Below are 19,967 nucleotides of genomic sequence, written 5' to 3' on the forward strand. Positions count from 1 at the left end.
AAAATGGCGTTGTCCAGCCGATTGACGGCGGCATTCACGACGCGAACGAGGTGATTTTCCGGGATATCTTCTTCCAGATCCATTGGCAAGCAAAGTTGGTCCATGGTATATTGAATGTACAAAGAAACCTCTCCTTTGAAATGGTTGTGTGGTAACTCCATTTTAACAAAAGAGAGGTTTCTTTTTGTGATTTTAGAAAGATTTGAAGAAACTTTTCCCGCTTAAACAGCGGAGAGGACGGAACGATTGTGAAAAAGCGGCAGCGGTCGCCTTGGTCTCCGGATTTTCACCGCTAAGGGGAATGAAAAAAATCTGGAGACCACAGCGATTGAAACAACGGTCCGTTCGCGCAGCGTCCACCCAAGTGCTCACGTTGATCCTACTCCAAAATAAAAAGCTGTCCCAAGCAGCCATTTCATGGCTTTTGGGACAGCCCCTTGCCGTTGTACCTATCTTCGCCTATTCACTTATCCATGCCTGGACTAACTTATCTGAGCAGAGCAGCAATGAAGGCCGCCTCTTCTTCCGTCGGTGAAACCAGCGGCAGGCGGACCGAGCCGACATCCATCCCGCGCAGTCCGAGCGCATACTTCACGGCCGAGGGGTTCGGCAGCGGCTGCGGACACTCGAACAGTCCCTTGAAGACCGGAAACAGCTGCCTGTGAAGCTCGCCTGCACGGCGGACATTCCCGGAGGTGAAGGCCTCGATCATCTCTGACATCTGCGCTCCGACAACATGGCTGGCCACACTGATAATACCGTGTCCTCCCACAGCAAGCGTCGCGAGACCGGCGGAATCATCTCCGGTGTAGACATGGAAGTCTTCAGGACAAGCTGAGGCAATCCATGTAATCTGGTCTACCGAAGCACATTCCTTCGTAGCCACAATATTAGGGATCTCCGCCAGACGCAGGGTGGTAGCTACACTCATGCTTACTGTCGTTCGTCCTGGCACATTGTACAAGATGCATGGCAGTGAAGTCGCAGCAGCAATGGCAGAGAAATGCTGGTAGAGCCCTTCCTGATTCGGTTTATTGTAATAAGGGACGACCAGAAGCACACCGTCCACGCCGATTTTCTCGGCTTCCTTAGTAAGCTCGGTGGAATGTCTGGTGCTGTTGCTGCCGGTGCCGGCAATAATTTTACAACGTCCGGCTGCCTGCTGCTTCACGAAGGAGAACAGCTTCAGCTTCTCCTTATCGGTTAGGGTCGGCGATTCGCCGGTGGTTCCGCAGACTACGAGCGCAGCGGACTTTTGTTCCTCGATCAGGTAATCGACCAGCCTTGAAGTTGCTTCCCAGTTGATTTCTCCTTCCCCGTCAAACGGGGTAACCATTGCGGTGATCAGTCTTCCGAAATCCACTTTGAATTCCTCCTTGTCAGCGGTGCAATTCAAACTTGGCATGCAGGGCGCGAACCGACTGCACCATATCTTCTTTTTTCACGAGAACCCAGATCGTTGTGTTGGAATCAGCAGACTGCAGAATCTGGATGTTCTGCGAGCTGAGCGCCTCGACGATATGCGCCATAATTCCCGGAACACCGTTGATGCCCCCGCCGATGACGGAGACCTTGGCACAGCCGGACAAGCTCTTGGGACGCAGGCCCAGCTCCTGCAGCGCAGCAATCGCCTGCTCCGATTTGTCATCGAACACGGTATATACGGCCTCGGTCGGTGTCACATTGATGAAGTCCACGCTGATTCCGTTATCGGCCATGCTTTTGAAGATCTGCAGCTGCACCCCGGTTCCATTGCCCTCCGGACATTCCACCGAGATCTGCGTAATATTGCTGACATAGGCAACCCCTGTGACGAACCGGTCCACCACTCCATGGGATACATCACTGAAGCCCTCGGGATGGGTCACAAGCGTCCCTTCCGCTTCGGAGAAGGTCGAGCGTACACGCACCGGAATCTGCGCCTGCATGGCAATCTCCACAGCCCGTGGATGAATGACCTTGGCTCCCTGATACGCCATGTTACAAATCTCGGTGTAGCTGACATAAGTAAGCTGTCTTGCATCTTCAACAATCCGCGGATCAGCGGTGAGTATTCCGTCCACATCCGTATAGATGTCTACCATATCCGCACGCAGCGCAGCCCCAAGGGCTGTAGCTGAGGTGTCGCTTCCTCCGCGGCCCAGTGTGGTGAAATCACCCGCTTCAGTCTGACCCTGGAAACCGGTTACTATTACTACTTTATGCTCACGCAGTTCCCGTAGAATGCGTTCTGTGCGCACGTCCAGGATTCTGGCATTGCCATAGCTGTTGTCGGTCAGGAATCCGGCTTGCGCTCCTGTCAGCACCGTCGACCGGATACCCTCCTGCTCCAGCAGACCGCACAGATTGGCCGCCGAGATGATCTCCCCGCAGCACATCAGCAAATCCCGTTCCCGGTCCGGCAGTGAATTCCCGCTCTGAACCGCCAGATCAAGCAGTGTATCGGTAGCATAGGGCTCCCCCTTGCGGCCCATAGCCGAGACTACGACCACCAGGCTGAACCCGCTGGCCAGTTCCCGTTTGACATGACGGATTACGTGTTCTCTGGCCACTGGTGTGGAGAGTGAGGTTCCGCCGAATTTTTGCACCAAAATACCCATGTATAATTCCTCCATTGCTTCTCTCAGCAGACTTACTGAACCCTACGTGAAATAAATCACCCCGCGAGGCAGAAGTGTTCGTAGCCGCGATAACCTGACTCTTATTATAGCGTAAAATTGTTCGTGCCGCCCCCGGGATGAGGACGGCAGAAATGAAGCTTATGGGTCCGTCAGCTAAAATTCGCTCTTCCGGGCCAATCTTGTACTGATTATATAAGCTATGCAGAATGAAATCGTTGTACTAACATAGGCTGTAACTGGTGACCCTGCAGGGCGGCGTAACAGGCTTCGGGAATGAGATCCATCTGCGCCACCAGCGAATTCGGCTTCCCCTCGGGATTATCCTGTCCGAACGGGACGAAATAAATATGTTTGGCTACCAGGAGCTTCGCAATATTCGCAGCGTTAAGCCCAAGTCCGTCATTCGTCGAGATCGCCAGCACCAGCGGACGCCCGTTGCGCATCTGCGATTTGGCTGCCATCAGCACCGGACTGTCCGTCATCGCGTTCGCCAGCTTGCTTGTTGTGTTCCCTGTGCAGGGAGCAATCGTCAGCACATCCAGCAGCTTGGAAGGACCCAGCGGCTCCGCTTCAACAATTGTAGAAATGATATCATTCCCTGTTATATCTTTCAACTGTTTTAACCAATTTTCCGAGGTTCCAAAGCGGGTATCCGTGTTCAGTACCGAAGCAGACACAATCGGCACCACATTCGCTCCTGAGTCCATGAACCGCTGAATCTGCGGCATCACCTCAGCGAAGGTGCAGTGTGAGCCGGTAATGGCATAACCTACTGTTTTTCCGTGCCAATCCATTCATTCATCCCCCCTGATTAAAGTCTCGTCCGATATCGACTGTACCAGCGCACCTGCCATAATGATTCCGGCGCTCTTGGGGGCAACAATCCCGGGCAGGCCCGGTGCCAGCATCGCCTTGATCCCGCGCTTCTCGGCATAACGGAAGTCGCATCCGCCCGGTGCGGACGCCAAATCGATGATCACGCAGTGCGGCTGAAGCCGGGACAGGACCTGTGCGTTGATAATCATAGCGGGTATGGTGTTGAAGATCAGATCCGCCTCAGGTGCATGCAGCAGCAAATCCTCTGTCATAAAAGGCTTCCAGCCCATTTCCTCCGCCCTTGCAAAGTGCTCCTGCTTCCTGACGCCTACTTTGACCGTTGCCCCCATTCCCTGGAGGGTTCTGGCCATGGTGAAGCCGGTCCGGCCCATCCCCAGCACCATCGATGTGGAGCCGTGTATGGTAAAGTCCGTGTTCTGTACGGCCATCACCAAAGCTCCTTCCGCTGTCGGAATAGAGTTGTAGATCGCCACATCGTCCCTGTTCAGCAGCTCCACCAGCTTCAGCGAATGACCGGCACACAGGCCGCGCAAATAGCTTTTAGCCATGCCGGTGTATACCAATGCCCGGGACGGCAGTGCCGCGATATGCTCCTCCCGCAGCTGGAGGCGTTCCGAAGAATACAGCGCATTAATGTAACCCTCATCATCGCAGCCGACCGCCGGCAGCACCAGCACATCCGCTTCACCCAGCAGCTCGGGCGACAACAGTTCCAGGCTTACCCCCGGGCATGGGGCATCCCATGTATCGAATCCGGCAACGCTTACGGCCGCATCCAATTCCACACATTTCCGAATCACTTCAATTTGTCTCGCGTCCCCGCCCAGGAACACGATCCTGATGCCAGTAAGCATAGGGATGACGCTCCTTTCCACAACCACATTCGACTATAGAGCATCTTATGCCGGAAGCCGCCGATGGGTGAAGAGCGGAGAGGAATTCCTGAAGCACCGATATTAATCACAGAGTTTGCTGATATTTCAATCTATAATCAACTAAAAATGGATATGAAAGGAATGCTATGCGGAATAAATTCATTCGTTACATTGTAGCAGTCATCGCAGTTGCAGCAATTGCTACAGCAACAGTCTACATGAATCGGACCGGTATTAGCGGTCCAAAGAGTGAACAAGCAAACTCTTTCCCCGGCAATAAAGTAGCCATTTCTGCACATGCCCCTAGTCCTGCCATGACAGAGCTAAGTCCGGAGCAAATGAAAGAGGACCTCGATAAGCTTGTACATACACTTGTCCAGATGCACCCCCGTCTGATCAACGGTTGGACCAATGATGAGCAATCCGTTATTGACACTGCTTACGCCAACATTAAGCAATCCAAGACACGCGGTGAATTCTATTTCATTGCAGACACTATAGTCATGCTGCTTCATGACGGGCACACGACGCTCTACCCGCTCCCGGAGGTAAATATCCTTGATTTGCCTTTATTTTGGAGCCGGGAGGGTCTGCTGGTGAAGGATAGACGGGGAGCCTTTCAGCCAGGGGATCGGATTACAGCCATTGGAGGACGCAGTGTCAAGGATCTCGAAGAGGATCTGCAGCAGCTTATTCCGGCAGAGAATGAGAACTGGGTAAGAACACAAGCAGCCAGCCTGCTCCGGTCAGAATGGTTCCTGCAGCATTTAGGACTGGTCACCGAAGGTACAGTCTTGATAAACGCAACAAGGGCCGGACATCAAATTTCGGAGAGCATCCCCTTGTCATCAGACAGCGGACAGAAGGAATACAATCCGTACCCGGCACATTCTGCTGCGTTCACTTTTGAAATCAAGCCTGAGCAGTCCCTGGGAATCTTTCAGATAAATGACTGTGTGTATTCAAAGGATTATAAGTCAATGGTAAAACGTTTCTTTGACGAGGTCTACATACAGGGAATCAGCAATATAGCGGTTGATTTAAGGAATAATGGAGGTGGGGATTCCAGGGTGGTTGAAGAATTTCTCGCCTACACGGATGTCAGGAGCTACCGGAGTTTTGGAGGTGAGCTCCGCTTCTCCCCACAAGTTAAGCAGCAATTCCCAGACTTTCCGGACGACGGTACAGGCAGGAACGAACCTGCTCCCGTCCAAAATATCCGGCTGACCGATCATCCCTTCAACGGGCGCATCTATGTACTGACTTCTCCCCGTACCTTCAGCTCGGCGAACTGGTTCGCTCTGATCATACAAGACAACAAACTCGGTCAAATCATTGGTGAGGCGAGCGGAAATCAGCCGTCCGCTTACGGAAATGTTATCGGCTTCCAGCTTCCGGCATCGGACATCGGCTTTCAGGTCTCTTTCCAAAAATTCACCCGTCCTGATCCTTCCCGCGACCCGGCCACAGCCGTGATTCCTGATATTGAAGCCTATACAACTGCTAATGATATTATTGAGCGCAGGGATGCCCAGATGGAGAAGCTATATGAGGTCATTGTAAAGAAATAGACTGGGGGCTCTTCCAGCTAAACGATATATTTCAAAAAAAGCTTGCGGAAAGCGCACCTTAAGGTGCGTGTCCGCAAGCTTTTTTATAATTCCTATTTACTATTTGCCAGTATGCCCGAAGCCGCCGGCTCCGCGAACCGTGTCAGACAGCTCATCCACTTCCACCAGAGTCACTTCAGGCACAGCCTGGAATACCATCTGGGCGATCCGCTCGTTACGGGCAATCGCAAACGGCTCCTGTCCCAGATTGATCAGCAGCACCTTAATCTCGCCCCGGTAATCCGCATCGATGGTGCCCGGTGTGTTCAGGCAGGTGATGCCATGCTTGAGGGCCAGCCCGCTGCGCGGACGGATCTGCGCCTCCAGCCCGCCTGGCATCGCCAGGGATATACCGGTGGGGATCAGCGTCCGCTCGCCCGGAGCAAGCACCACAGGCTCTCCTACAGCGGCATACAGGTCATATCCCGAGGCCTGCTCGGACATTTTGCAGGGTAGCAGCACATCCTCATTCCCCGGTAGTTTGTTAATTTGAACGTAATGAGGCAAGATCATCTCTCCTAACATTGGCTATCGCTTTATCAGTGGAGCCTACCATCGCCAGGGACAACGGCTGTGCGAACATAAAGTCCAGCAGAGCATTGATATCATCCATGGTTACAGCTCCGATTTTAGCTATCATTTCATCCAACGTATCCTGACGGCCGAGCATCAGCTCATTTTTGCCCATCCGGTTCATCCGGCTGCCCGTGCTCTCCAGACTGAGAATCAGGCTGCCCTTGAGCTGCTCCTTGCCTTTACGCAGTTCGTCCTCGCTCAGACCGTTCACGGCCAGATCACGCAGCATCTCTTTGATCAGCTCTGTAACTTCCTTGGTCTGCTTCGGCGCTGTCCCGGCATACACCGTGAACAAGCCGCTGTCAGCCTGGGCGCTGTGGTACGAGAAGACAGAATAGGCCAGACCGCGCTTCTCGCGGATCTCCTGGAACAGCCGCGAGCTCATGCCGCCGCCGAACGCATTGTTGAGGAGTGCCATCGGATATTGCAGCGGCCCGCCGCTGCGGACGCCCGGCAAGGAGATGCAGATGTGATTCTGCTCGGTCTTCTTTTTGTGGAACACCAGCTCCCCCTGATATGCAGGCTCAGTCAGCACCGGCGCTTCACCATGATTCGTGAAGGAACCGAAATGCTGCTCCAGCAGCGGAATCAGACCGTCGTTAATATTACCGGCTACGCTGATGACTGTATTCTCGATGGTGTACTGCTCCTTCATGTAAGCACGCAGATCATCCGGCGTCATCTCCAGCAGGCGTTCCTTCAGCCCGAGAATCGTATAGGCCAGCGGGTGCTCACCGTAAGCGGCAGCACACATCAGCTCATGGACAAGATCATCCGGCGTGTCCTCGCACATGGCGATTTCCTCCAGGATTACATTCTTCTCCTTGGCCAGCTCCTCGGCATCCATCCGTGAGCGGAAGAACATATCTGCCAGCACATCCACGGCAATCGGCAGATGCTCATCCAGCACCTTCGCATAAAAGCATGTATATTCCTTCGAGGTAAACGCATTGACGTTCCCGCCAATGGCATCGAACTGTTCGGCAATATCCTTGGCGCTATAGCGGTCAGTCCCCTTAAAGAGCATATGCTCGATGAAATGGGAAATCCCGTTGTTCAGCGGGTTCTCGTTGCGGGAGCCCGTCTTGACCCAGATTCCGAAAGATACGGACCGGCCGGTCGGGATCTTCTCGGTCACCACCCGGAGTCCGTTCGATAATAATATTTTGTCCAATGTGTAATCCTCCTGGCACAGCCCCTGGTTCTGTCTGTATTTGTTATTCGCGCCTCTTATCCTATCAGAAATAGGGCGTTCACTCAACTTCCGCAGTCATGATACGCTCAGCGGAGAGTGTCTGACTGACGGTTCCCAGCTGCAGGCCCTTGGCTCTGATTCCCCGGATCATCCCTCTCAGCGCTTGCGAGGAGGATGCTGTCGGATGCATCAGGATTAACGTTCCCGGCTCTACCCGGCTGCTGATCTTGGCAACAACGGATTCGGGGGACGGATTGCGCCAATCGACCGTATCCAGCGTCCACAGCACCGTCTTCAGTCCCAGTGAGGCGGCGATCTCCACCGTCTGCTGGTTAAAGTCGCCTGACGGCGGAGCAAACCACTTGTTCGTCACACCCAGGCTTTCCTTCAGCAGCTTCTGCGTCTTCTCAATTTCGGCAGTAGCACGTGTCCGGCTTAGACTACTCATCTTAGGATGCGTATACGCATGGTTCTCCACCTCATGCCCGCGCTTCAGCATCTCTGCTGCAAGCTCCTTGTTGCGGCTTAACCAGCTTCCGTCCAGAAAAAAGGTAGCCTTCACCTTCTCTGCATCCAGAATGTCCAGCATCGGACGGATATACTCATTCCCCCAGGCCACATTAATCATCAGCGAGGCCATCGGCTTCGCCGGATTCCCCCGGTAAATCGGCTGCGCTCCCAGATCATCCAGTGATACCTTAGGCTTAATCTGGCGGTACAATAGCTTAAGGCCTGCTTCGGGTCCCCGTAAAAGCGCGCTCCGGTAGGTTGCCTCTACATCGACCTCTAGCCCGTTATACCCTGGTATGGCTTTCCATACCCGGTCCACAACAGCATTCACCGGCTGCGCATTCAGCGCCTCGGCACGGCGGGTAATCTGCGCGCGCAGATCATCCTCCGCCTGATTCATTGCATAGCTCATCACGGTGGCCTCCGCCTGAGGCTTAAGCCCGGCAATCATCTCTTTCACGGGTCCATTCGTGCTGCCAATTCCAATGACTACTGCGATGCAAGCCAGCACTAGCGCCGCCTTGTCCGTCTTCATGACGTTATACCTCCCCGGCACAAACGGTCTGTTCCGTCTCCGCACCAGGGTCAAGCCGTGCGGGGACGCTTTGTCCCAGCCTATGTATGAAGGGTGAAAATTATGCATACTGCATCAATGCTGCCTTCAAGCGGGTATGGTATAACCGTCAGTCAGGACGGTACTGCTGCATATACTTTTCCAAAAAAAAGAGGCAGAACCGTCCTGCTTCTGTCTCTTCTTCATCTCTATAGTTGGAATATCGGTGAAGCGGCGGCGTAAGAATTACGCCTTCGCTCCGCTCTCAGAAGTCAGAACTGCTTTGCGCGACAGGTTGACGCGGCCTTGCTGGTCGATTTCCGTTACCTTCACGGTAATGGTGTCGCCAATCGCCACAACATCTTCCACTTTCGCCACACGCTCAGTGGACAGCTGGGAAATATGCACAAGTCCGTCTTTGCCAGGGATCAATTCAACAAATGCGCCGAATTTCTCAATGCGTCTAACCGTACCCACATAAATCTCACCAACCACTACTTCCTTCACAATTCCTTCGATGATGCCACGGGCCTTCTGGATCATAGCTTCGTCAGAAGAACCGATAAATACGCGGCCATCCTGTTCGATGTCGATCTTCACGCCGGTTTCTTCAATGATCTTGTTGATGATTTTACCGCCGGCACCGATCACATCACGGATCTTGTCCGGATTGATATTGATGATAATGATCTTCGGAGCATATTTAGACAGGCTCGGTCTTGGAGCAGCAATCGCTTCATTCATTTTACCCAAAATGAACATCCGGCCTTCTCTGGCTTGCTCAAGCGCTTCATGCAGAATTTTGCGGTCGATGCCGTCGATTTTGATATCCATCTGAATCGCCGTTACGCCTTCTGCTGTACCTGCTACCTTGAAGTCCATATCGCCGAGGTGATCTTCCATGCCTTGAATATCGGTCAGGATGGACACATGCTCCCCGTCCTTGATCAGACCCATCGCTACACCAGCTACAGGAGCCTTGATAGGTACCCCTGCATCCATCATCGCCAGAATACTGGCACAGATACTTGCCTGGGAGGTGGAGCCATTGGATTCAATCGCTTCGGATACCAGACGGATGGTGTACGGGAATTCAGTCTCACTTGGAATCACCTTGGACAATGCGCGTTCACCGAGTGCCCCGTGGCCGATCTCGCGGCGTCCCGGTGCTCTTAGCGGACGGGCTTCCCCAACGCTGAACGGAGGGAAGTTGTAATGGTGCATGAAGCGCTTGGTTTCAGCCGGATCAATACCATCCAGAATCTGCACATCGCCCAGTGCGCCCAGTGTACATACGCTGAGGATCTGTGTCTGGCCGCGTGTGAACAGACCGGAACCGTGCGTACGCGGCAGCAGCGCTGTATCACATTCGATCGGACGGATCTCGTCCAGCTTACGTCCATCCGGACGAACCTTGTCATGTGTAATCAGACGTCTTACTTCATCCTTCACGATATCATGCAGGGCTTCCTTAACATCCTTAAGAAGCTCTGGGGTTTCTATGTATTTCTCTGCGAAATACGCCACCGCTTCATTGTTCACCAGATCAATAGCATCCTGACGGGCATGCTTCTCGGCAATTCTTACGGCTTCCACCAGACGACTCTCTGCAAAAGCACGAACCTCTGTATTCACATCCGCATTAACCGCATGCAGCTTCACAGCCATCTTCTCTTTACCGGCAACGGCTACGAGCTGTTCAATCACAGCCACAATCTTGCGGACCTCGTCATGTCCAAACATGATCGCTTCAAGCATCACTTCTTCAGTCACTTCATTGGCTTCAGCTTCCACCATCATGATGGCATCCTTCGTACCGGCCACAACCACATAAATATCGCTGATTGCCTGCTGGGCTTGATCAGGGTTGATGATGAATTCTCCGTTAATCCGGCCGACAGCCACGCCGCCGATTGGTCCGTTGAACGGCACATCGGAAATACTAAGCGCAGCGGAAGTACCGATCATGGCAGCAATATCAGGCGCACAGTCCTGATCCACGCTCATTACCAGGTTCAAGACTTGAACGTCATTGCGGAATCCTTCCGGGAACAATGGACGAATGGGACGGTCTGTCAGACGGCTGGACAGAATCGCTTTCTCGCTCGGACGTCCTTCACGTTTGATGAATCCGCCAGGGATTTTGCCTACTGCATATAATCTTTCCTCATAATTCACTGTAAGCGGGAAGAAATCCAGATCTTTAGGCTCACTGGATGCTGTAACCGTACACAATACTGAAGTATCTCCGTAACGCACCATCACGGCTGCGTTCGCTTGTTTGGCCAGACGGCCTGTTTCCAGCACAAGGCGTCTTCCGCCCAGCTGCATTTCCACACGTTGTTCCATAAAACCCCTCCTTGAATGGTAATAATACGTTCCTGTATGTTCTACAAGCAAAAACGGCTTGTCCTCCGCAGAAGTGCTATAGCCGTTTTTGCGAATGCTATCAACTTGTCAACTGTAAAAGTTTACCCTAAATTTTCAAAAAGCAACCCGGCTGTCCCGCTGTCGCTCGTAAGAAGGACATACGGTATACAACCAGGCTGCTTTTGGGCTTAGCTTATGGAAAATTAACGACGCAATCCCAGTTTTTCGATCAGGGCGCTGTAACGTCTGATGTCTTTGTTCTTCAAATACGCCAGCAGTTTACGACGTTGTCCAACCATCTTCAGCAGTCCGCGGCGGGAATGATGATCCTTCTTGTGCGTACGCAAGTGGTCAGTCAAATTAACGATGTTCTCCGTAAGGATAGCAACTTGCACCTCAGGGGATCCAGTATCGGATTCATGAGTTTTGTGCTCGTCGATCAATTGGTGTTTACGTTCTTGAGTCAATGCCATCCTGTTCACCTCCTTCATTATAATCGCCAGTAGCCTCGTCACCGTCGGTGAGAACAAGTAACCAAGCTAAGGTTCACATGCTGTCATTCCAGCAACGTTAATCAGTATAGCACCTTCACAGGCAAAAGTAAACGGCTTGTCCGGAAAGATTAGGAATGATATCCCAGCATCCCTTTGGCCGTCTCAGCATCTGCGCCGATCTGTGCAATTAAGGCCTGGATAGACTCAAATTTGCGCTCTGAGCGGATATAGGAGACCAGCTCCACCTTAAGCTCCTGCCCATAGATATCTGAGGCAAAATCAAACAGGTGTACCTCAAAGCTCGGAGTGGTCACGCCTTCGTGAAATGTTGGCTTCACGCCGACATTCATCACCCCGTACAAGACCTCGTCCCGGTAAAAGACCTTGACGGCGTATACGCCCTTGGCCGGAATCACATAGCGGTCTTCGAGCTGCAGGTTCGCGGTCGGAAAGCCGATGGTCCGGCCCCGCTTCTCCCCGTGACCGACGATACCGCGCAGGTGATAACAACGTCCAAACCAGGCATTGGCCTTATCCAGTTCCCCGCTCAGCAAGCTCTTGCGAATACCCGAGCTGCTGACCTTCTCTCCTTCAAGCAGGAACGGGGCGACCGTCTCTACCTTCATCGCACCCTGTCCCAGCTCCGCAAGCGTGTCCGCATCTCCCCCGCCCATGTAGCCGAAGCGGAAGTCGAACCCAACAACTGCAGTTATAATCTGCAGCGGAAGCAGCATTACAGAGACAAAATCCGCCGGACTCACCCGGGAGAGCTCTTCATTAAATTCAATTATATATAAAAGCTCAACACCCATCCCGGCAAGCAGCTCCTGCTTATCCTTAGAAGGGGTCAAATATCCCTCATAATCCCCCTTGCCCATAACATCCTTGGGATGGGGGTAGAAGGTCATCACCGCAGCGGGTACACCTGCCTCACGGGCAAGAGCAACAGCTGATGTGATGACACTGGCATGCCCGAGGTGCAGTCCATCGAACTGTCCCAGAGCAACTACTTGAGGCTGCGCGTACTGTGCTGCCGCCTCAGGCAGCATCGGATAGCTTAACGTTACGGTTCTCACGCTGTTTCTCACCTACATTCGCGAATAAATTAAAGTTTAGACCTGGGCAAACACCTTGACAGGTGCAATAGCTCCGGTAGCCTCCAAAGCATAAATACCGAGGAACTCCCCTTGCTGATCATAGAGACGGAAATCTCCGGCCTGCTTCACTTCCGGCATTACAAAACGGGACGACAGACGCTGCCCCTGCAGGGCTGATTTCTTCTTCTCTGCCGCAACGGTATGTCTGGGCAAATGTGAAATCGCCTCGTCGACAGCAATCAGATGCTCATCCAGTGTGCCGCCTTCCTTGTGTTCGGCAATTTGCTCCAGAGTCAGGCAATGACTGGCCGAGATCCCGGCCGACATCGTCCGCTCCAGCTTCACCATCACACCGGGAAGACCAAGCTTACGTCCGATATCTACACAGAGGGTGCGGATATAGGTTCCCTTGGAGCATAACGCCCGGAAAGTGATCTCCGGATAATTGCCGTTCCAGACCATTTCCTGCATCTCAATCTCATAAATCTCCACTTCACGGCTCTTGCGCTCTACGGTCTTGCCTTCCCGGGCCAGCTCGTACAGACGCTTGCCGTCCACCTTCACTGCGGAATACATCGGCGGTACCTGTGAGATCACGCCCTGAAAGGAGTTCAGCACAGCCAGCACTTCGGCTTCTGTGATATGAACCTCCTCCACAGATTCCGTAATCGTGCCGGTCAGGTCCTCTGTATCGCTGGCCATTCCCAGCCGCAGTGTGGCAACATATTCCTTGGGCAGTTCCTGGATATACTCAACTACTCTAGTAGCCCGTCCCAGACAGAGCGGCAATACACCAGTTACCTGAGGATCAAGTGTCCCGGTATGTCCAATCCGCTTCATGCCCAGAATGCGCCGCGCCTTGGCCACAACATCATGTGAAGTAAACCCAGCCGGCTTATATACAGCCAGAACTCCTGTAAGCTCACTCATAAATGACGTTTGACCTCCTCAAGCACCTGTGCCACAGCTTCTTCCAGACTTCCATTAATACGCGCGCCCGCTGCACGGGTGTGTCCGCCGCCGCCGAAGGCTTGCGCAAGTAGCGCCACATCCACCTTACCTGCTGAACGCAGGCTGGCCTTCACCGCATGGTCATCAATGACCTTGAACAGAATGCCTACCTCTACCCCGCGGATATTACGGGGATAGTTGACAATCCCTTCAAGATCCTCATTGGCCGCTCCAGAGTCCAGCATATCCTGAGGTGTAACATACACCCAGGCTATATCTCCTTCAGGACTAAGCTGTAATGTGCTAAGTGCGCGGTTGAGCACCTTAACCTGGGGAAGCGTCATCTCTTCCAGCAGGGTCTCTGCCAGGTCCGGTCCATTCACGCCCAGTGCCAGCAGCTCGGATACCGCCGCCATCACTTTAGGAGAAGTATTGCTGTAACGGAAACCGCCGGTATCCGTTAACAGCCCAGTATAAATGGCTGTGGCAATATCAATATCCCACTCCAGTTCAAAGGTCTTCAGCAGATCGAACAGAATCTCTGCTGTCGCTGCCGCATCCGGCTTGATGAGATTCACCGCGCCATAGCCGTTGTTCGTTGGATGATGGTCTATATTCAAGATCAGGGCATCACTGGTGAAATGCTGCTGGGTCAGTCCTACACGCTGGAAATCCGCACAGTCAACACATATCACATGGCCGTACTGGCGGGGCAAAGAACCTTCAGACAGATTGACAATCTGATCGGCATGCCACAAGTATTCCATCCGCTGCGGAATCTGGCCTTCATTCAGCATCAGATATTTTTTGCCCAGACATGAGAGAAGCCAGCCCACCGCGAGGGTGGAGCTGACTGCATCTCCGTCCGGCTGAACATGCGACACTACAAGATAATCGTCGTGTTCCAGCAGAAACTTACGCGTCTGCTGGAGACTTTGTTCATAGCTCTGCATTCGCCGTCTCCTTTATGTTCCGTAGCCTATTCGTTTTTGCCGATTTCGCCGAGCAGCTTCTCAATATGACTTCCGTAAGCAACGGATTCGTCAATCTTGAAGATCAGCTCAGGCGTATGGCGCAGGCGGATCGCTTTGCCAAGCTCCGAGCGGAGAAAGCCATTAGCTTTCTCAATCGCTCTAAGCGAGTCTGACTTCTGCTCCTCGTCCCCGAATACGCTCAGGTATACCTTGGCCTGTGACAGATCGTTCGTCACATCTACGCCAGTTACAGTTACGAACCCGACACGCGGGTCCTTCAGTCCGCTCTGGATGAGCTGGCTCAGCTCTTTCTTAATCTGCTCGCCAACCCGTCCCGCTCTGATTTTAGACATCTTATTTCACCTCTTCGCTTAGCGCTCTACCGTTTCCATGATGAATGCTTCGATGATGTCGCCTTCAAGGACATCATTATAGCGTTCCAAAGTTATGCCACATTCATAACCCTGTGCCACTTCTTTTGCATCATCTTTGAAACGCTTCAAGGTGTCGATTTTGCCTGTGAAGACAACGATACCGCTGCGGATCAGGCGCATTTCAGCATTGCGGGTAATTTTGCCGTCGGTAACCATACAACCTGCGACACTGCCCACTTTGCTGATTTTGAATACGTTGCGCACTTCAGCGTGGCCGATAACGTTCTCTTTAAAGATAGGATCAAGCATGCCCTTCATGGCACTTTCAATCTCTTCAATGACATTGTAGATGATGTTATGCAGACGCACATCCACCTTCTCCTGCTCAGCTGCCGCTTTCGTCTGGGCATCCGGACGAACGTTGAAGCCAATCACAATAGCATTGGAAGCTGCTGCCAGGGTAATATCGGATTCTGTAATCGCGCCGGCACCGCTGTGAAGGATCTTCACGCGTACGCCTTCCACTTCGATCTTGGCCAAGGAGCCCTTAAGCGCCTCTACCGAACCCTGAACGTCACCCTTGATGATTACGTTAAGATCCTTGATCTCGCCGTCCTTGATGTGCTTGAACAGATCATCCAACGTAACGCGGGTGTTCGTGTTCAGCTCGGACTGGCGCTGCGATGTAGAACGTCTGTCAGAGATTGCACGTGCTTTACGCTCATCTTCGAAGGCCATGAACGGATCGCCCGCCTGCGGCACCTCGGTCAGACCGGTAATTTCCACTGGAGTGGAAGGCCCTGCTTCTTTGATTTTGCGTCCCTTGTCATTCACCATGGCGCGTACGCGGCCGAAGCAGTTACCCGCTACAAATGCGTCTCCGACCTTCAGTGTACCGTTCTGCACCAGAATACGGGCAACCGGTCCACGATTCTTGTCAAGCTCAGCTTCTATAACAGTACCGCGTGCCCGTTTGTCCGGGTTCGCCTTGTACTCATTCACTTCGGCAACGAGCAGGATCATTTCCAGCAGCTCTTCAAGGTTAATGCGCTGCTTAGCCGACAGGTTGACGAAGATTGTATCGCCGCCCCACTCTTCCGGCACCAGCTCATAGCTTGTAAGCTCCTGCTTCACCTTGTCAGGGTCTGCGCCCGGCTTATCGATCTTGTTAACTGCCACAATGATCGGAAGTCCGGCTGCCTTGGCATGGTTGATCGCTTCTACAGTCTGAGGCATTACGCCGTCATCTGCCGCTACAACGATAATCGTCATATCCGTAACCTGGGCACCACGGGCACGCATTGCGGTGAACGCTTCATGGCCCGGAGTATCAAGGAATGTGATTTTTTTATGATTAATCTCAACCTGATAGGCACCGATATGCTGCGTAATTCCGCCTGCTTCGCCGCCGGATACATTCGTGGAACGGATAGCATCGAGCAAGGTTGTTTTACCATGGTCAACGTGACCCATGATCGTTACAACCGGTGGCCGTGTCATCAGATCGTCTTCGGAATCATTCTCTTCAACGGTCTCGAAGCTGTCTTCGTCAACCGGAATCTTCACTTCTACTTCTACGCCGAATTCGCCGGCCAGCAGCAGAATCGTATCGATATCAAGCTCCTGATTGATGGTGGCCATAACCCCCATCGAGATCAGCTTCTTAATCACTTCCGAAGCATCCTTGTGAAGCAGCTTCGCGGTTTCACCCACGGTCATGCTGCCACGGACAATGATTTTCTTAGGTGTGTTGTCAATCTTCTCACGATATACGGTCGGCTGGTTTCTGCCGCGGTTGTTCTTGCCGCCACGGCCGCGATAGTTGCCGCCCTTGTTGTCGTCGTAACGTTTCTGGCCGCTGTTGTTGCCGCCAGGTCTGCCGCCAGTGGTATTCTTCTTAGGGCCGTCATTGCGTGAGAAACCTCCGCCTGCATTGCCTTGACCTGACGGACGGTCACCTGTACGTGGTGCGCCGCCTTGTCCTTGCGGACGGCTGCCAGTAGAGCTGCCCTGTGGGCGGCTTCCGCTAGTAGAGCTGCCTTGTGGACGGCTTCCGCCAGTAGAGCTGCCTTGCGGACGGCTGCCAGTGGAGCTGCCCTGTGGGCGGCTTCCGCCAGTAGAGCTGCCTTGTGGACGGCTTCCGCCAGTGGAGCTGCCCTGTGGGCGGCTGCCGGTGGAGCTGCCTTGCGGGCGGCTTCCAGTCGAACTGCTTTGCGGACGGCTGCTGCTTGAACTGCCCTGCGGGCGGGAATTCTGAGCGGAGCCTGATGTTTGTGTTCTGCGGGAATCTTGTCCGCTTTGGGGCCTTGGGGACGTCGTCGATTGGTTGTTGTTTTGGTTACTGTTCATACCTACCTGCTTTTCCGAATGAATTTTGTTGGTATTCTGAGCACTGCGTACTTCGGCGGTTACCGCACCGGTAGTCACTACCGGACGGCTGCTGGTGCCGTTGTCCCGCTTGGCTGCAGCGTTTGACTTGATGTCCTTGAAGAATTGCTCAACTTTGTTCACGGAGCCATTCTCCATGACACTCATATGATTATTCACCGGGACATCCAAACGCTTCAGAATGGTAATAATTTCTTTACTGCTCATGTTCAAAGACTTGGCATATTCGTATACGCGCAGCTTATCCTTATTATCTTCTTTAGTCAATAACTCCACCTCCGACAGTATCTCCAAGCGTTCTGGAGATCATTTCCGCGAATCCTTTATCCGTAACGGCCAGCACCACGCGCTGGTCCTTACCAATACTTGCACCGAGTTCATCCCGGTGAAATGCGATTACTAGTGGAATATCGTAGGTTCCGCATTTATCGCGGAACTTCTTCTGGGTATTATCTGAAGCGTCACCTGCCAGGACGACCAGCTTCGCCTCTGAAGACCGCACTGCCTTAAGCACAGCCTCATCGCCGGTGACAATCTTGCCTGCTCTCATCGCAAGCCCTAAATAAGAAAGTGTCTTACTCATTGTCCTCACTATCCTTCGCTGCCAAAAACTGCTCCTCCACGGATGCAAAATCCCGGGCAAGCTGGGCATAGATTTCAGGACTGACCTGACATTTTAATGCCCGGTCAAGTGCTTTGGTCTTCTGTGCTAGCTTAAAGTATTCCAGTTTACCGCAGATATAAGCGCCACGGCCCGACTTCTTGCCTGTCAGGTCGATCAGCACCTCGCCTTCAGGCGTTCTCACCACGCGAATCAGCTCTTTCTTGGGCATCATCTCCTGGCTGGCAACGCATTTACGCAGCGGCACCTTTCTTTGCTTCATAACAAAGCACCTCCCGTCAGTCAGCATTCATTAATCGATGGAGACGGAATCCTGATGCATTTCATCATTGGACGATCTGGGTCTACCGTATTCCTGCTCCGCCTGCGTCTCGCTCTTGATATCGATCTTCCAGCCGGTCAGCTTTGCGGCAAGACGGGCATTCTGCCCCTTGATGCCGATAGCCAGCGACAGCTGATAGTCAGGAACAATGACGCGGGCCATTTTCTCAGCTTCAAAGACTTGAACCTCAAGCACCTTGGACGGGCTAAGCGCATTGGCTACGTACTCCTGCACCAGCTCGGAATATCTGACGATATCAATCTTCTCACCGCGAAGCTCAGTCACGATGGTCTGTACACGCGTGCCTCTCGGTCCTACGCAGGAGCCCACCGGGTCCACTTCAGGATTGCGTGAGAACACGGCGATCTTGGAGCGGAAGCCGGCTTCGCGGGCAACGGAACGAATCTCCACCACCCCGTCAAAAATCTCCGGCACCTCCAGCTCGAACAGACGCTTCAGGAGACCCGGATGACTGCGGGACAGCATGATCTGCGGTCCTTTGGTCGTGTTCTCCACCTTGGTGATATAAGCCTTGATGCGCTCGCTCTGCTTGAACTTCTCTCCAGGCATCAGCTCGCTCAGCGGAAGAACCGCCTCGATTTTGCCAAGATCCACATAGATATTGCGCATATCCTGACGCTGTACAAGGCCGGTAACAATATCATCTTCCTTGTCGATAAAAGCGTTATAGATCAGGCCGCGTTCCGCTTCACGGATACGCTGGGTAACCACCTGCTTCGCAGTCTGGGCGGCAATGCGGCCGAAATCACGCGGCGTGACCTCCTGCTCGGCGATGTCCTCCAGCTGGAAATGCGGGTTGATCTCCCGGGCAGCCAGGAGTGAGATCTCGGTCCGTGCATCGAGAACCTCCTCCACAATCAGCTTGCGGGCAAACACCTTGATTACGCCTGTGTTGCGGTTCATATCCACACGCACATTCTGCGCCGCATTGAAATTGCGTTTATAGCTGGAGATCAGCGCCGCTTCGATGGCTTCGAACAGCACATCCTTGCTGATGCCTTTCTCCCTTTCCAGTTCATTCATAGCTTCAATAAACTCCATACTCATGAAATTCCGGTCCCCCTTTCAAGACGTTAAAAAATAATGGCCAATCTCGCACTGGCGACCTTGGCGTAAGGTACCACATGTTCTTTTTTGCCCGCGGAGATGAGCAGTTCCTCGTTCTCGAACGAGAGCAACCGGCCTTCGAATTCTTTGAGTCCTTGAATCGGCTCATAGACCGTTACATATACGTCCTTGCCTACTGCCTTGGCGACATCCGCAGCTTTCTTGAGCGGACGCTCAGCTCCCGGCGAGGAGACTTCAAGGAAATACGCTTCGGAGAACGGATCATTCTCATCCAGCTTCTGGCTGATATATTCGCTGATGGTACCGCAGTCATCGATATCGATGCCGCCCTCTTTGTCTACGAATACGCGCAGAAACCAGTTGGAGCCTTCCTTCACGTATTCAACGTCCACCAGTTCGAAACCATTGTCCTCGAGATAGGACCCGAGCAGCTGCTCTACCGTTTGTTTAATTTTGGATTTGGGTGTGCTCAAAAGAAGATTACCTCCACGAACTTGTCTTTTGCTATA

At 53.0% G+C, this 19,967-nt stretch carries 19 protein-coding genes; 1 reads left to right on the plus strand and 18 read right to left on the minus strand.

Features of this window, described 5'->3' with window-relative positions; genetic code table 11:
• Positions 1-487 precede the first annotated feature (487 nt).
• From dapA to dpsA, 4 genes are all read right to left on the minus strand, one after another.
• A complete protein-coding gene (gene dapA, locus J2Z70_RS29835; RefSeq protein ID WP_036724741.1) occupies positions 488-1,363 on the minus strand; it encodes a 4-hydroxy-tetrahydrodipicolinate synthase in 876 nt (291 codons plus the stop codon).
• Positions 1,364-1,379: 16 nt separating this feature from the next.
• Positions 1,380-2,600, minus strand: coding sequence for an aspartate kinase (gene dapG, locus J2Z70_RS29840; RefSeq protein WP_036692638.1), 1,221 nt, complete (start codon positions 2,598-2,600; stop codon positions 1,380-1,382).
• Positions 2,601-2,818: 218 nt separating this feature from the next.
• Complete coding sequence (locus tag J2Z70_RS29845; RefSeq protein ID WP_036724740.1) at positions 2,819-3,415, minus strand: dipicolinate synthase subunit B; 597 nt, start codon at positions 3,413-3,415, stop codon at positions 2,819-2,821.
• Positions 3,416-4,312 carry a dipicolinate synthase subunit DpsA gene (gene dpsA / locus J2Z70_RS29850; RefSeq protein ID WP_036724738.1) on the minus strand — a complete coding sequence of 299 codons (897 nt, stop codon included), beginning with the start codon at positions 4,310-4,312 and terminating at the stop codon, positions 3,416-3,418.
• Between the two features lie 167 nt (positions 4,313-4,479).
• On the opposite strand from dpsA, the gene J2Z70_RS29855 reads away from it, so the two are divergent.
• Positions 4,480-5,904: a S41 family peptidase gene (locus tag J2Z70_RS29855; protein WP_209879019.1), complete on the plus strand. Its 1,425-nt coding sequence runs from the start codon at positions 4,480-4,482 to the stop codon at positions 5,902-5,904.
• 99 nt (positions 5,905-6,003) lie between these two features.
• Here J2Z70_RS29855 and dut read toward each other — a convergent pair whose 3' ends face one another.
• The 14 genes from dut to rimP all read right to left on the minus strand — a co-directional run bounded on the left by dut (position 6,004) and on the right by rimP (position 19,931).
• The gene (dut, locus tag J2Z70_RS29860; protein WP_076078657.1) at positions 6,004-6,456 is read right to left on the minus strand and encodes a dUTP diphosphatase; all 453 of its coding nucleotides are present in this window, start codon (positions 6,454-6,456) and stop codon (positions 6,004-6,006) included.
• On the minus strand, positions 6,428-7,693 hold the full coding sequence (locus tag J2Z70_RS29865; RefSeq protein ID WP_036724735.1) for a M16 family metallopeptidase: 1,266 nt from the start codon (positions 7,691-7,693) through the stop codon (positions 6,428-6,430). The genes dut and J2Z70_RS29865 overlap by 29 nt, the downstream gene beginning before the upstream one ends.
• Positions 7,694-7,772: 79 nt before the next feature.
• Positions 7,773-8,759: a polysaccharide deacetylase family protein gene (locus tag J2Z70_RS29870; RefSeq protein WP_209879023.1), complete on the minus strand. Its 987-nt coding sequence runs from the start codon at positions 8,757-8,759 to the stop codon at positions 7,773-7,775.
• 264 nt (positions 8,760-9,023) lie between these two features.
• Positions 9,024-11,126, minus strand: coding sequence for a polyribonucleotide nucleotidyltransferase (pnp, locus tag J2Z70_RS29875; RefSeq protein ID WP_209879026.1), 2,103 nt, complete (start codon positions 11,124-11,126; stop codon positions 9,024-9,026).
• A 224-nt stretch (positions 11,127-11,350) separates the two neighbouring features.
• Positions 11,351-11,620: a 30S ribosomal protein S15 gene (gene rpsO / locus J2Z70_RS29880; RefSeq protein WP_019910460.1), complete on the minus strand. Its 270-nt coding sequence runs from the start codon at positions 11,618-11,620 to the stop codon at positions 11,351-11,353.
• Between the two features lie 149 nt (positions 11,621-11,769).
• Complete coding sequence (locus J2Z70_RS29885) at positions 11,770-12,717, minus strand: bifunctional riboflavin kinase/FAD synthetase (RefSeq protein WP_036724731.1); 948 nt, start codon at positions 12,715-12,717, stop codon at positions 11,770-11,772.
• Between the two features lie 36 nt (positions 12,718-12,753).
• Positions 12,754-13,668, minus strand: a complete 915-nt coding sequence (gene truB, locus J2Z70_RS29890) for a tRNA pseudouridine(55) synthase TruB (RefSeq protein ID WP_209879028.1) — start codon at positions 13,666-13,668, stop codon at positions 12,754-12,756.
• Positions 13,665-14,642, minus strand: a complete 978-nt coding sequence (locus J2Z70_RS29895) for a DHH family phosphoesterase (protein WP_209879030.1) — start codon at positions 14,640-14,642, stop codon at positions 13,665-13,667. Before J2Z70_RS29895 ends, truB begins: the two co-directional genes overlap by 4 nt.
• 26 nt (positions 14,643-14,668) lie before the next feature.
• On the minus strand, positions 14,669-15,016 hold the full coding sequence (gene rbfA, locus J2Z70_RS29900) for a 30S ribosome-binding factor RbfA (RefSeq protein ID WP_036692621.1): 348 nt from the start codon (positions 15,014-15,016) through the stop codon (positions 14,669-14,671).
• An 18-nt stretch (positions 15,017-15,034) separates the two neighbouring features.
• On the minus strand, positions 15,035-17,692 hold the full coding sequence (gene infB / locus J2Z70_RS29905) for a translation initiation factor IF-2 (RefSeq protein WP_209879032.1): 2,658 nt from the start codon (positions 17,690-17,692) through the stop codon (positions 15,035-15,037).
• Positions 17,685-18,008, minus strand: a complete 324-nt coding sequence (locus J2Z70_RS29910) for a YlxQ family RNA-binding protein (protein WP_036724725.1) — start codon at positions 18,006-18,008, stop codon at positions 17,685-17,687. The genes infB and J2Z70_RS29910 overlap by 8 nt, the downstream gene beginning before the upstream one ends.
• Positions 18,001-18,309 (minus strand): RNase P modulator RnpM, encoded by a 309-nt coding sequence (rnpM, locus tag J2Z70_RS29915; protein WP_036692616.1) that lies wholly within the window; start codon positions 18,307-18,309, stop codon positions 18,001-18,003. Before rnpM ends, J2Z70_RS29910 begins: the two co-directional genes overlap by 8 nt.
• Before the next feature lie 30 nt (positions 18,310-18,339).
• Positions 18,340-19,437, minus strand: coding sequence for a transcription termination factor NusA (nusA, locus tag J2Z70_RS29920; protein WP_036724723.1), 1,098 nt, complete (start codon positions 19,435-19,437; stop codon positions 18,340-18,342).
• Between the two features lie 26 nt (positions 19,438-19,463).
• Positions 19,464-19,931 carry a ribosome maturation factor RimP gene (gene rimP / locus J2Z70_RS29925; protein ID WP_036724721.1) on the minus strand — a complete coding sequence of 156 codons (468 nt, stop codon included), beginning with the start codon at positions 19,929-19,931 and terminating at the stop codon, positions 19,464-19,466.
• Positions 19,932-19,967: the final 36 nt, after the last annotated feature.

Origin of the sequence: Paenibacillus silagei, assembly GCF_017874735.1 — a bacterium.
Taxonomy (GTDB): domain Bacteria; phylum Bacillota; class Bacilli; order Paenibacillales; family Paenibacillaceae; genus Paenibacillus_AQ; species Paenibacillus_AQ silagei.

Coding starts and splice junctions, on each gene's coding strand:
- dapG (WP_036692638.1), bottom strand. CDS start 2,600: ATGGGTATTTTGGTGCAAAAATTCGGCGGAACCTCACTCTCCACACCA.
- J2Z70_RS29845 (WP_036724740.1), bottom strand. CDS start 3,415: ATGGATTGGCACGGAAAAACAGTAGGTTATGCCATTACCGGCTCACAC.
- dpsA (WP_036724738.1), bottom strand. CDS start 4,312: ATGCTTACTGGCATCAGGATCGTGTTCCTGGGCGGGGACGCGAGACAA.
- J2Z70_RS29855 (WP_209879019.1), top strand. CDS start 4,480: ATGCGGAATAAATTCATTCGTTACATTGTAGCAGTCATCGCAGTTGCA.
- dut (WP_076078657.1), bottom strand. CDS start 6,456: ATGATCTTGCCTCATTACGTTCAAATTAACAAACTACCGGGGAATGAG.
- J2Z70_RS29870 (WP_209879023.1), bottom strand. CDS start 8,759: ATGAAGACGGACAAGGCGGCGCTAGTGCTGGCTTGCATCGCAGTAGTC.
- pnp (WP_209879026.1), bottom strand. CDS start 11,126: ATGGAACAACGTGTGGAAATGCAGCTGGGCGGAAGACGCCTTGTGCTG.
- rpsO (WP_019910460.1), bottom strand. CDS start 11,620: ATGGCATTGACTCAAGAACGTAAACACCAATTGATCGACGAGCACAAA.
- truB (WP_209879028.1), bottom strand. CDS start 13,668: ATGAGTGAGCTTACAGGAGTTCTGGCTGTATATAAGCCGGCTGGGTTT.
- J2Z70_RS29895 (WP_209879030.1), bottom strand. CDS start 14,642: ATGCAGAGCTATGAACAAAGTCTCCAGCAGACGCGTAAGTTTCTGCTG.
- rbfA (WP_036692621.1), bottom strand. CDS start 15,016: ATGTCTAAAATCAGAGCGGGACGGGTTGGCGAGCAGATTAAGAAAGAG.
- J2Z70_RS29910 (WP_036724725.1), bottom strand. CDS start 18,008: ATGAGTAAGACACTTTCTTATTTAGGGCTTGCGATGAGAGCAGGCAAG.
- rnpM (WP_036692616.1), bottom strand. CDS start 18,309: ATGAAGCAAAGAAAGGTGCCGCTGCGTAAATGCGTTGCCAGCCAGGAG.
- nusA (WP_036724723.1), bottom strand. CDS start 19,437: ATGAGTATGGAGTTTATTGAAGCTATGAATGAACTGGAAAGGGAGAAA.